This window comes from Streptomyces sp. NPDC054842 (assembly GCF_053611025.1).
Genome location: NZ_JBSGZN010000043.1, coordinates 53,847 through 65,665 on the forward strand (window position 1 = coordinate 53,847; position 11,819 = coordinate 65,665).

General features: G+C 74.7%; 6 protein-coding genes. 2 read left to right on the forward strand and 4 right to left on the reverse strand.

Annotated features, from left to right (window positions below; genetic code table 11):
* Window positions 1-119: 119 nt before the first annotated feature.
* The 4 genes from ACWGIS_RS28165 to ACWGIS_RS28180 all read right to left on the reverse strand — a co-directional run bounded on the left by ACWGIS_RS28165 (window position 120) and on the right by ACWGIS_RS28180 (window position 7,915).
* The gene (locus ACWGIS_RS28165) at window positions 120-1,037 is read right to left on the reverse strand and encodes a carbohydrate ABC transporter permease (RefSeq protein ID WP_453365254.1); all 918 of its coding nucleotides are present in this window, start codon (window positions 1,035-1,037) and stop codon (window positions 120-122) included.
* Complete coding sequence (locus tag ACWGIS_RS28170) at window positions 1,034-2,314, reverse strand: carbohydrate ABC transporter permease (RefSeq protein ID WP_453365262.1); 1,281 nt, start codon at window positions 2,312-2,314, stop codon at window positions 1,034-1,036. Before ACWGIS_RS28170 ends, ACWGIS_RS28165 begins: the two co-directional genes overlap by 4 nt.
* A gap of 70 nt (window positions 2,315-2,384) precedes the next feature.
* Window positions 2,385-3,767, reverse strand: a complete 1,383-nt coding sequence (locus ACWGIS_RS28175; RefSeq protein WP_453365255.1) for an ABC transporter substrate-binding protein — start codon at window positions 3,765-3,767, stop codon at window positions 2,385-2,387.
* Between the two features lie 554 nt (window positions 3,768-4,321).
* Window positions 4,322-7,915, reverse strand: coding sequence for an FHA domain-containing protein (locus ACWGIS_RS28180; protein WP_453365256.1), 3,594 nt, complete (start codon window positions 7,913-7,915; stop codon window positions 4,322-4,324).
* Window positions 7,916-8,381: 466 nt separating this feature from the next.
* Here ACWGIS_RS28180 and ACWGIS_RS28185 point away from each other — a divergent pair, with 466 nt between their 5' ends.
* Both ACWGIS_RS28185 and ACWGIS_RS28190 read left to right on the forward strand, forming a co-directional pair.
* Window positions 8,382-10,103: a serine/threonine-protein kinase gene (locus ACWGIS_RS28185; protein WP_453365257.1), complete on the forward strand. Its 1,722-nt coding sequence runs from the start codon at window positions 8,382-8,384 to the stop codon at window positions 10,101-10,103.
* Window positions 10,104-10,328: 225 nt separating this feature from the next.
* The gene (locus ACWGIS_RS28190) at window positions 10,329-11,594 is read left to right on the forward strand and encodes a serine/threonine-protein kinase (protein ID WP_453365258.1); all 1,266 of its coding nucleotides are present in this window, start codon (window positions 10,329-10,331) and stop codon (window positions 11,592-11,594) included.
* Window positions 11,595-11,819 lie beyond the last annotated feature (225 nt).

Consider the following 11,819-nt stretch of genomic DNA (forward strand, 5'->3'; position numbering starts at 1 on the left):
CGTGAGCCCGGCGAACGCTCCGGCGCCCGCGCCCCCAGGACGTCCCGCGCTGGACCGGCGTACGCGTGACGGAGGGCGGACCGGAACCGGCCCGCCCTCCGACTGCCCTGCCGGCGCGGCTACTTCACGGCGCCCGCCATCACGCCGGACACGAACTGCCGCTGGAACGCGAAGAACACGGCCACCGGGATCACCATCGAGATGAAGGCGCCGGGCGCCAGCACGTCGATGTTGTTGCCGAACTGCCGTACCTGCGTCTGCAGGGCGACCGTGATCGGCTGGGTGCCGGCCTTGGTGAACACCAGCGCGACCAGCATGTCGTTCCACACCCACAGGAACTGGAAGATGCCGAGCGAGGCGATCGCCGGCCCGCCCAGCGGCATCACGACCCGCAGGAACAGGCGCAGTTCACCCGCCCCGTCGAGCCGGGCCGCCTCCAGGAGCTCCCGCGGGATCTCCGCGAAGAAGTTCCGCAGCAGGAACACCGCGAACGGCAGGCCGAAGCCGACGTGGAAGAGGATGACTCCGAGGATCGTCCCGAACAGGCCCAGTTTGCCGAAGAGTTCGGCGATCGGGATGAGCGCCACCTGCACGGGCACCACCAGCAGACTGACCACGCCGAGGAACCACCAGTCGCGGCCCGGGAACTCCATCCAGGCGAACGCGTAGCCGGCGAGCGAGCCGATCACCACCACCAGCAGCGTCGCCGGGACCGTGATCAGCACCGTGTTCACCAGGGAACCGGTGATGTCGCTGTTCTCCAGCAGCTTCTGGTAGCTGTCCACGGTCAGCTGCGAGGGTTCGCTGAGGACCTTCCACCAGCCGCTCGCGCTCATGTCCTCGGGCTTGCGCAGCGACGACAGCAGCAGCCCGAGGGTCGGCACCAGCCAGAACAGGGCGACCAGGATGAGGAACAGCTGCAGCACACCGCCGCTGACCCCGCTCACCAGCCGGGACCCGAGCGACCGTTTCGGCCTGACGGTCTCGACGGGCGCCGCCTTCACCGACGTGCCGGTCCGCGCGGTCTGCGTGGTCATCGTCGTACCTCCCGCCGCAGCCTGCGGACGTTGAACAGCATCACGGGGATGACCAGGAGCAGCAGGAACACGGCGATCGCGCTCGCGACGCCGGGCTGGTCCTCGGAGAAGCCCTTGCGGTACAGCTCCAGGGCCAGCACGTTCGCGTCGTCCTGGGACGAGCCCGGCGGGATGATGAAGACCAGGTCGAAGACCTTCAGCACGTTGATCATCAGCGTGACCGTGACGACCGCGAGGACCGGCGCCAGGAGCGGCACCGTGACCCTGCGGAACACCTGCCACTCGGTGGCGCCGTCCACCCGCGCCGCCTCCAGGAGTTCGCGCGGCACGCCCGCCAGCCCCGCGGCGATGAGCACCATCGCGAACCCGGCCCACATCCACACGTACGAGCCGATGACCGCCGGGGTCACCAGGGAGGGGCCCAGCCAGTCCACGCCGTTGTACGGCTCGCGGAAGTTGCTCGCCGGCAGCCGCAGCAGCGCCCCGTCCGCCTCGCCGGACAGCGTGAAGGTTCCGTCGGCGCCGACCTCCGCGGAGTCCACGACCTTGCCGTCCTTCACCGCCTCGACCCGCATGCCCGCGTAGCCGAGCTCCGTGCCGTCGACGGCGCCGAGTTCGCCGACGCCCTTGCCGCGGGTGAAGTCCTGCCAGGCCGTACCGGTGACCTTGCCGGGCTCCGCCTTCGCCTGTACGGCGTTCTTCGCACCGTCGGGCATCTTGTCGGGGGCGACGCCGACCAGCGGCAGCGTCACGGGTTGACCGGCGCTGACCGGCGTCCGGGTGACGAACCCGCCGTCGTCCGCCTTGAGGGGCGACTTCCGGCCCGGGTGCGCCTTCGGGAAGGCGGACGACTCCGCGAAGGTGTCGTGCACGCCCACCCAGACCGCGTTGGCGACCCCCTTCTCCGGGTCCTCGTCGTAGACCAGCCGGAAGATGATGCCGGCGGCGAGCATGGAGATCGCCATCGGCATGAAGACGACCAGCTTGAACGCCGTTCCCCAGCGCACCCGTTCGGTGAGCACCGCGAAGATCAGGCCGAGGGCCGTCGAGATCGTCGGGGCGAACACCACCCACAGCACGTTGTTCTTCAGCGCGGTGCGGATGCCGTCGTCCGTGAACAGCGCTTCATAGTTGTCGACGCCGGCGAAGCCGTCGCCGCTCTGGTCGAAGAAGCTGCGGACCAGCGAGTACCCGATCGGGTAGACCACGAGCGCGCCGAGCAGCACCAGGGCGGGCAGCAGGAACAGCGCTGCCACCGCCTTGCGGGTGCCGGTCACGCTCTTGCGGTTGCGAGCCGCGGGACGAGTCGGGGTGACTCCTCCCGCCGATGCCGACGTCATCCCCGGATCAGTCCTTGTACGCCTTGGCGGCGGCCGACTCCAGCCTCTGCTGCGTACCCGCGACGTCCTTGGGGTTCTTCAGGAAGTCCTGGAGCTCCTTCCACTCGCCCTTGCCGGGGGTGCCGCCGAACGCCTGCGGCGCCTGGTCCGACATGTCGAAGCGGAAGTCGTCGCCGGCCGAGACCAGGGCCTGCGCCATCTTGCGCTGCACCGCGTTCGGGTACGCCGACGCGTCGACGTTCTTGTTGGGGGAGAGGTAGCCGCCGAGCTTCGCCTGGATGCTCGCCGCGTCGGAGGAGGCGAGGAACGTGGCGAGGGCCTGGGCCGCCTTGGAGTCCTTCAGGATGACGGCCGCGTCGCCGCCGCTGACGACCGGGGCCTCGTCGCCCACCGCCGGGAACGGGAACACCTTCGCGCCGGTGCCGACCTTCGCCTTCGTCTCCGCGATGTTGACCTGGACGAAGTCGCCCTCGAAGACCATGCCGGCCTTCGGCTGGTCGCCGCCCTGGAACGTCTGCGTCACGGAGTCGGGGAACTCCGTCTGCAGGGCCCCGCTCGCGCCGCCCGCGATGTAGTCCTTCTTGCCCCACAGCTGCGCGAGGGTGGTCAGCGCGTCCTTCACGGACGCGTCCGTCCACTTGATCTTGTGCTCGGCGAGCTGGTCGTACTTCTCGGGGCCGGCCTGGGAGAGGTAGATGTTCTCGAACCAGTCCGTGAGGGTCCAGCCGTCCGCGCCGCCGACGGACACGGGTGTGACGCCCGAGTCGTAGACGGTCTGCGCGGTGTCCAGGAACTCGTCCCAGGTCTTGGGCTCCTTGGCCCCCGCGTTCTCGAAGACCTGCGTGTTGTACCAGACCAGCGACTTGTTGGCGGCCTTGTAGTACACGCCGTACTGCTCGCCGTCGACCTTGCCGAGGTCCTGCCAGCCCTGGGAGTAGTTCTTCGCCAACTGCTCCTTGGCGGCCGCGCCGACGGGCTTGGCCCACTTCTTCTCGACGGCCTGCTTGATGGCGCCGACCTGGGGCAGCATCGCGATGTCCGGCGGCTCCCCGCCCGCGATCTTCGACCCCAGGAAGTTGATGATCGGGTCCTGTGCCGGTACGAAGGTGACCTTGGCGCCGGTGCGCTTCTCGAACTCGGCGAGCACCTTCTTGAAGTTGGCCTGCTCGGGGCCGGTCCAGACGGCGGCGACCTCCAGGTTCTCGCCGTCCAGCTTGGGGAGCGAGACGGACGATCCGCCGCTCTCCTTGTCCTTGCCGCCGTTGCCGTCGCCGCCGTCGTCGTCGCCGCCGCACGCGGTGAGCGCGAGGGCGAGAGCACCGGCCGTGAGGGCCGCGGCCGCGTTCCGTGCGGTCCTGCCCGTCTTGCGTGAATGAACAGTGCTGCGCATCTGTGCCCCGTTCTTCGTTCCTCGTCGAACGTCTGAGCGGTGTCTTGAGTGGTGTCTTGAGCGTGTCCCGTCCGCTCTGGTCTACGCCCGCCCGCTTGAGGGCGGCAAGAGTGCCTACGGTGTCAAGTCGGTGATCGTGACCGCGTCGTGACCTGGGGGCTTCCGGTGGAGGCGGACTCCACCGGCTCACGGGTCGCGGCCGCGCCGGCGCGTTTACCGTGGGGGCACGGGAACTGAGGCCCCGTCATGGGTGGGGCGGTGCGCAATGCCCCAATTGGACAGGGCAGTTGACGGGCCGGCGTAAGTGCGGACGGCTCGTTCCGAGCGCCGAGCGCCGAGCGCCGAGCGCCGAGCGCCGAGCGCCGAGCGCCGAGCGCCGAGCGCCGGGCGCCGGGCGCCGGGCGCCGAGCGCCAGTCGCCGGTCGCCGGGGTCGAGGGTTCGGGCCGGGCGCCCAACCCCGGGGCGGCAGTTGGGGTCGGGCGCCGGGCGACCGGGTCGGCAGTCGGCGCCGGAATCCGGCGTCGGGGTCGGCAGTTGGGGTCGGGCGCCGGGGTCAGAGCAGTGAGGGGACCTCGGTCGCGGCCACCGAACGGGCCGCCCGCTCCAACGCGCTGGCGAGCAGCGCCAGATCGGTCGGGCCGTTGCCGAGCTCCCGCACGGGCCGCCGGGCCGGCGGATCCCCCATCCGCTGCCACTCCAGGGGCACCACCGTGGGCCGCAGTGTCGCCGTACGGGGAATCCGCCCCGTCACCCGCCCGCCCTGGAACGGCGTGACGCGCCCGTCCGCCCCGGACACCCGCCCCCGCCCGGGCGCCGGTTCGTCCGCCCCCGGCGTCGGCGCGTCCAGCGTGACCCGCAGCGCGGCCGTCCGGGCCAGCTCCGTGTCCGTGGCCCGCCCGCACATCCCGGTCGTCGCCACGAGGTGCACGCCGAGCCGCTCGCCCTCCCGGGCCACGGCCTCCAGTGCCCGTACGACGGAACCCGCCGAGGGCCTGCCCGGCGAACCCAGCGCGGGCGACAGCAGGGAGTCCAGGTCGTCGACCACCACGACCAGCCGGGCCAGCGGCGGCCCCGGCTCCGTCCGCGGGCGGGACGCCGCAGGGCGCAGCCTGATCGTCGACGTGGTGGGGCTGTCGAGATCGCCGGTGCCGGACGAGCCGCCGGCCGAGCGCTGGGTGACCATCCGGCCGGACACCTCGCGGTTCGTGTGCCACTCGGTGAAGTCCTGCCGGCCCAGCAGCTCGGCCCGCCGCTTCAGCTCGGCGCTCAGGGACTGCGCGAACTCCCGCATGCGCACGGGGTCGTTGGCGGTGAGGTGGGTCGAGACGTGCGGCAGGTCGGTGCAGGCGGCGAGCCCGTCGGCCGGCCCCTGTGCGCCCTTGCCGCCGGTGTGGTCCCGCCCGTCCATCAGGACGATGCCGAGCCGGTCCGGGCGCTCGGCGGCGGCGAGCGACGCGGCGATCGACCGCAGCAGCTCCGTACGGCCGCTGCCCGAGGGGCCCTCGATCAGCAGGTGGGGGCCGTCGGCGGCGAGGTCGACGCAGACCGGGCCGCGGGGCCCCGCTCCGAGCACCGCGCGGGCCCGCCCGCCCAGCGCCTCGGTGTCGTCGGCCGCGTCGGCCCAGCGCGCCATCAGGGACGCGGGGGTGGCGCGGGCGAGCCCCAGCTCGTCGAGCAGCCGGGCCGCCTGGGGCAACGGCGCGGACACCCGCGTATGCCGGTCGCCGGTGCCGTCGGTGCGCAGCGGCGCGAGGGCCCGCGCGAACCGCTCGGCCCAGGCCGCCGACACCGCGTCCACCGCGGCGACGGTGCCGTGTCCGACGAACCCCGGGGCGGAGCCGCCGTCGGGGCGGTCCGGGGAGCCGGCCCCGGCGTCGTTCGGCGCGGCGCCCGGCTGGGTGTACCGGCCGTGCCCGGAGGTCCGCCCGCCCTGGCCGGGAACGGTCGGGTCGCCGCCGGGCGTGCCCGCGCGCTGCACGCCGGACGGGTCCGCGGGGCCGCCCGGGGCGACCCGCATCAGATGCAGTGCGGTCGCCACGTCGCCGCTGAGCAGCGCGACGGCACCGCACTCCCGGAAACCGGGCGCCGCCTCGCACGCCGCCTCGTACGTCCGCGACACCGGGGACGCCGGGGACGCGGCCGCCGTCTCGGCGAGGCACACGACGTAGATGCCCGCCCGGGCGCCCTCGCGGGCCAGCCGCACCACCGCGTCGCGCACTCCCGCGCCGCCGGGGTCGCCGTCCACGACGAGGACGGTGTACGGCCCCTCGGCGGCGTCTTCCGGGTCCTCGCCCCGCGCCCACGAGGGACGGCGGGCCGCTCCGCGGACGGGGCCCGTCGCGCGGGGGGAGGGACGGGCGCCCGCCGGGCCTCCGGCGTCCGCCAGGTGGTCGTCGAGACGGCGCAGCAGCTCGTCCGCGCGCGCGGTCGCCTGGTCACGGTCGTAGGCGAGGAGGAGACGGCAGTCCTGGCCGTGAGCGGGGCGGACGTGCGGGAGCCAGCCGAGCCAGGACCACTCGGCGGTGCGCTCCTCCACGCCGCGCGAACGGTCGGTGCTGATCAGGACGATCTCAAGGGTGTCGGGGGAGTGCAGAGCGGCCAGCTGGGCGACGACCGCGCGGGCCAGCCCCGCCAGCCGCGCCCGGGGGCCCGCCAGGCCCAGCGAGCCGACCTCGCGCAGCCCCGCCGTCACCGGCACTGCGGGCAGCAGCCCCGAGCCGTCGGGCGCCGCGCGGTCGGCCGTGCCCAGCCGCACGGTCAGCGTCTCCGGGTGCCCCGGCTCGCGCTCCCACAGCCGCGGCCCCGGGCCGAGCGCCGTGAGCAGCAGCGTCGCGGGGTCCGGCCAGGTGTCCGGCAGCCGCGCCGGAGCGGCCTCGGGGCCCGCCGGCTCCGCCGCCGGTTCGTCGTACGTTTCGGGACCATCCTCGGGCAGTTCGCCCCGGCCGCCGGCCAGCCGCCTCGCCCAGGCGGAGAAGCCGCGCCTGCGGACGCCGGGCGGCAGGTCGGCGCCGAGGGCGGGCGCGGCCCCGCGCGCCTCCTGGCCCGGGGCGCCTCCCTCCCGGGTGCCCGCGCCGGGGGCCGCGGTCGGTGCTCCCTCGCCGCGCCCCTGGGGGTCGCCGTGCCGGTCGTGGCGCGGTGCCGCGGCGGCGGGGCGGCCGCTCTCGATACGGGGTGCGCGTCCCTGTCCCGGGACGACGGGCGTCGCGCCGGGCTCGTGCCCCTGGGCGCCCGGGGCACCTCCGGCCGACCCCCAGCCCCCGGAGCCGTAGCCGTGACGGGTCTCGCCCGCCGGGGCGTACGGGTCCCGCCCGGCACCACCGTCCGTACGCGTGCCCGCCGCCGGGGTCTCGGTGCCGCCCTGCACGCGCGCGTGGGGCACGGCGGCGGTCCGCCGGGGCGCCCCGGCGGACACCGGGGCGGCGGACGTCCGGGCCGCCGCACCCGAGGAAGCGCCGGACCCGAGGGCGCCCGCGGCGCCGGGCGGACCGGTCTCCCGCCCGCCCGCGGCGGGCACCCGCACGTGCCCCTCGCCGTCGGGAGCGGTCGGGACCGTCCCCACGCCGGTGGCCGGGGCGAGACGCAGCGCGGACTCGCCGACCCGCAGCAGCGCCCCCGGCCCGAACCGCACCGGACGGTCGCCCACCCGGGCGCCGTCGACCGTCGTCCCGTTCGTGGAGCCGAGGTCGGCGACCGCGACCCGGCCGTCCGCCGAGACCGTCACCGCGCAGTGCAGCCGGGACACGTCCGGGTCGTCCAGCGGGACGTCGGCGTCGGCGGAGCGGCCGATGTGGATACGGCCGCCGTGCAGCAGATGGACGCCGCCCGCGTCGGGACCCGCGATCACGTGCAGCTGGGCGGTGACGTCGGTCTCGTCGGGACCCGGCTCCGCGGGGGCGCCCAGCGACAGCACCGCGCCGTCGATGAGCGGCGGCTCGCCCAGGGTGCAGCGCTGCGCGTCGAGCCGCTCGGCACCGGCGTACAGCACGAGCGGACCGTCGGACCCCGCCACCGCCGAGGCCAGCCCGGAGGCGATCGCGGCCAGCGCCGTCCCCGCGGGGGCGGTGACCAGCACATCGCAGGCGGCGGCTCGCCCCCGCGGCTCCGAGGGCGGGCCCAGCGGGTCTACGACGGTCAGCCGGATCTGCATCGCCGTCAGGGGTCCCTTCCGCGCGGGCACCCGGGACGGGGACGAGACTGCGCCGCGGTCCCCCACCGCAGACTCCCCCACCGCACACGGGCACGTCGGCCAGTACTGAGGGCATCCTCGCACCTGCCACCGACAACACGCCCGCCGCCCGGGAACAAGTGATCTTGATTGGTCGGCTCTGCCCGCAAAAGTGCCTGACCAGTGCCCGACCGGTGCCCGCTTGAGATCGGTCACGTCCAGGGTTCGGCAACCAACGGTCCGAAGCGAGCGTCTTTCCTTCGAAACACGTAAGGAACCCGTACGCGGACTCCGCCGCAGGCACCGGAGCGAGCACGGGGAAGCACAGCGGGACGACAGCCCGGTCCCGCGTCCCACGGCACTACAGTGGGGCGGAACACCCGAGCACTCCGAGCGACGTGGACGACGGTGGACGGACCAGCCAAGCAAGCAGCAGGGAGCGCATGACGTGCGGCCGGTAGGGAGCAAGTACCTCCTTGAGGAGCCGCTGGGGCGCGGCGCCACAGGCACCGTCTGGCGCGCCCGCCAGAGGGAGACAGCGGGCGCCGAGGCGGCCGTCGCCGGGCAGCCCGGCGAGACCGTGGCGATCAAGGTCCTCAAGGAGGAGCTGGCGAGCGACGCGGACGTCGTGATGCGGTTCCTCCGGGAGCGGTCCGTCCTGCTGCGCCTGACCCACCCGAACATCGTCCGGGTCCGCGACCTGGTCGTCGAGGGAGACCTGCTCGCGCTCGTCATGGACCTCGTCGACGGTCCCGACCTGCACCGCTACCTCCGCGACAACGGGCCCTTCTCGCCCGTCGCCGCCGCCCTCCTCACCGCCCAGGTGGCCGACGCGCTCGCCGCCAGCCATGCCGACGGGGTCGTCCACCGCGACCTCAAGCCGGCGAACGTCCTGCTCAAGCAGGACGGCGGCCAGATGCACCCGATGCTCACCGACTTCGGCATCGCCCGGCTCGCCGACTCACCCGGGCTCACGCGGACCCACGAGTTCGTCGGCACGCCCGCGTACGTCGCGCCCGAGTCCGCCGAGGGCCGCCCCCAGACGTCCGCCGTCGACATCTACGGCGCCGGCATCCTGCTGTACGAGCTGGTGACCGGGCGCCCGCCGTTCTCCGGAGGGTCGGCCCTCGAGGTGCTGCACCAGCACCTCAGCGCCGAGCCCCGCCGGCCCTCGACCGTCCCGGACCCGCTGTGGACCGTCATCGAGCGGTGCCTGCGCAAGAACCCCGACGAGCGGCCGAGCGCCGAGAACCTCGCCCGCGGACTGCGCACGGTCGCCCAGGGGGTCGGCGTGCACGCCGGCGCCGCGCAGATCGCCGCCGCGGAGGGGGTCGGCGCGCTCCTCGCGCCCGATCCGGCTCCCGCCGCCGTGCCGGGCACGCCGGGTGCCGCCGACCCGACGCAGGTGCTGCCGCACGGTGCCGGCGCCTACGACCCGAACGGCGCCACGAGCGTCCTGCCGCACACCTCCGGTGCCGCCGATCCGACGTCCGTGCTGCCGCACCGCGGCGCCGCCGATCCGACCGCCGTGCTGCCTCCGGTGCCGCCGAACGGACCGGGCGGGCAGCAGGGGCAGCCCGGTCAGCCGGGACAGCCCGAGGATCCGCATCCCTGGCAGAGCCAGCTGCGGGCGGCCCGTGACCGCAACGAGCAGACGCAGGTCCAGTCGTACCTCGACCCCGGGGACGATCCGCTGCGGCGCCGCCCGCAGCGGCAGGTCGCCCGGCCTCAGCAGCAGCGGCCTCAGCAGCAGCAGCGGCCCCAGCAACAGCAGCGGCCCCAGGGGCAGCAGCCGCCGCCCGGGTACGGGTATCCGCAGCAGCAGCCCCAGCAGTACGCGCCGCAGCGGCAGCAACCCCAGCCGCAGCGGCAGCAGCCCCAGCCCCAGCGGTACGCTCCCGCGCCGCAGCAGCCGCAGCAGCCCGCGCCCCGGCAGCCGCGCGAGCCCCGGCAGCGCAGCGCCAACCCGATGAAGATCCCCGGGCTCGGCTGCCTCAAGGGGTGCCTGTTCACCGTCGTCATCCTGTTCGTCGCCGGGTGGCTGGTCTGGGAACTGAGCCCCCTCCAGGAGTGGATCGGCACCACCAAGGGCTACTGGGAGCAGCTGAGCGACTGGTTCAACACGGTGAGCGGCTGGATCGGGGACCTGGGCGCCAAGACCGGGCAGTGAGCTCGCGGCGCTCCTGAGGGATCGCTCCGGGCGGGACCGGCGCCGGCCTTGCGGGGTGCTGTCGGCCCGGCGGTGGCGAGTGGTGTCGCGGGGCGGCGGCGCGCCCTCCGGGAGGGCCGACTCTGGGGATTTGTCGACACCCGACGGGTGATTTCCGTCTCCGCGGTGAAGGTTGGCTCCTCCGGCGCGTAGTTTTGACGACAACACGCGTCTGTAGGAGCAGTCTTGGCACGGAAGATCGGCAGCCGGTACACCGCCAACCAGATCCTGGGGCGGGGCAGCGCCGGCACGGTGTGGCTGGGCGAGGGGCCGGAGGGCCCCGTCGCCATCAAGCTGCTGCGCGAGGACCTCGCGTCCGACCAGGAGCTCGTGGGGCGCTTCGTCCAGGAGCGCACGGCGCTCCTGGGTCTCGACCACCCCCACGTGGTCGCGGTGCGCGATCTCGTCGTGGACGGCAACGACCTCGCACTCGTCATGGACCTCGTCCGCGGCACCGACCTGCGGACCCGGCTCGACCGGGAGCGGCGGCTGGCCCCCGAGGCCGCGGTCGCGATCGTCGCCGACGTCGCGGACGGGCTCGCCGCCGCGCACGCCGCCGGTGTCGTCCACCGGGACGTGAAGCCCGAGAACGTCCTCCTGGACATGCAGGGCCCCCTCGGGCCGGGCGGCTCGCATCCCGCGCTGCTGACCGACTTCGGCGTGGCCAAGCTCATCGACTCGCCCCGGCGGACCCGTGCCACGAAGATCATCGGCACGCCGGACTATCTCGCCCCCGAGATCATCGAGGGGCTGCCGCCGCGTGCCGCCGTCGACATCTACGCGCTCGCGACGGTGCTGTACGAGCTGCTGGCGGGGTTCACCCCCTTCGGGGGCGGACACCCCGGGGCGGTGCTGCGGCGGCACGTCACCGAGCGCGTCGTACCGCTGCCCGGCATCCCCGACGAGCTGTGGCAGCTGATCGTGCAGTGCCTCGCCAAGGCGCCGGCGTCCCGGTTGCGGGCGTCCGAGCTGGGGGCGCGGCTGCGGGAGCAGTTGCCCTTGCTGGCCGGGATGCCGCCGCTCGACGTGGACGAGCCGGACGCGGAGCCGGAGGAGGGCGAGGGCCCTTACGAGGAGGCGGCCGAGGCCGCTCCGGCGCGTGAGGGCGAGCGGGCGGAGCGGGGGCGGGTCCGGCGGGGCGCCGTGCCGTTGGTGCCGGGGGCTGCGCCGGACTCCAACCGGGACACGCATACGTCGATGCGGGTGCCGGGGCCGGACGAGCTGGCCGGGGGTGCGCGGGGGACCGCTCGGGCGCCGCGGGCCGCGGGGGCGCCGCGGCCGGGGTCGGCCCGGCACCGGGCGTCCGCCCGGCGGCGGAGGATCACGCTGGGGGCGGCGGCGGTGGCGCTGGTCGCCGCGGTGGGCGTGGGGACGTGGGTCGCCACGTCGGGGGACGACGCGGGGGCCACACCCCGGGACGACAAGGGGACGTCGGCGCCTGCGGCGCCGTGAGCGGGCGCCGGCCCTTCGGTCGGCGTCGGTGTTCTTTCGTGCGCGTTCCGTGAGCGTCGGGCGCTGCCGGCAGGGTGCTTGGCGTCGAGGGCCCGCGCGTCCAGTGGGCGTCGGGCGCTTTCCGCCGGTGGGTGGGTCGGGGCCGTGCCGGTGCATCCGGCCGTCGGTAGTTGGTGTCGGCCTCTGCTACCAGCGTTCCTCGGTTGCGTACCTCCCGTACCCGAC

Excerpts from the sequence above, each read along its gene's own strand:
- ACWGIS_RS28165 (WP_453365254.1), bottom strand. The coding sequence starts at position 1,037 with ATGACCACGCAGACCGCGCGGACCGGCACGTCGGTGAAGGCGGCGCCC.
- ACWGIS_RS28175 (WP_453365255.1), bottom strand. The coding sequence starts at position 3,767 with ATGCGCAGCACTGTTCATTCACGCAAGACGGGCAGGACCGCACGGAAC.
- ACWGIS_RS28180 (WP_453365256.1), bottom strand. The coding sequence starts at position 7,915 with ATGCAGATCCGGCTGACCGTCGTAGACCCGCTGGGCCCGCCCTCGGAG.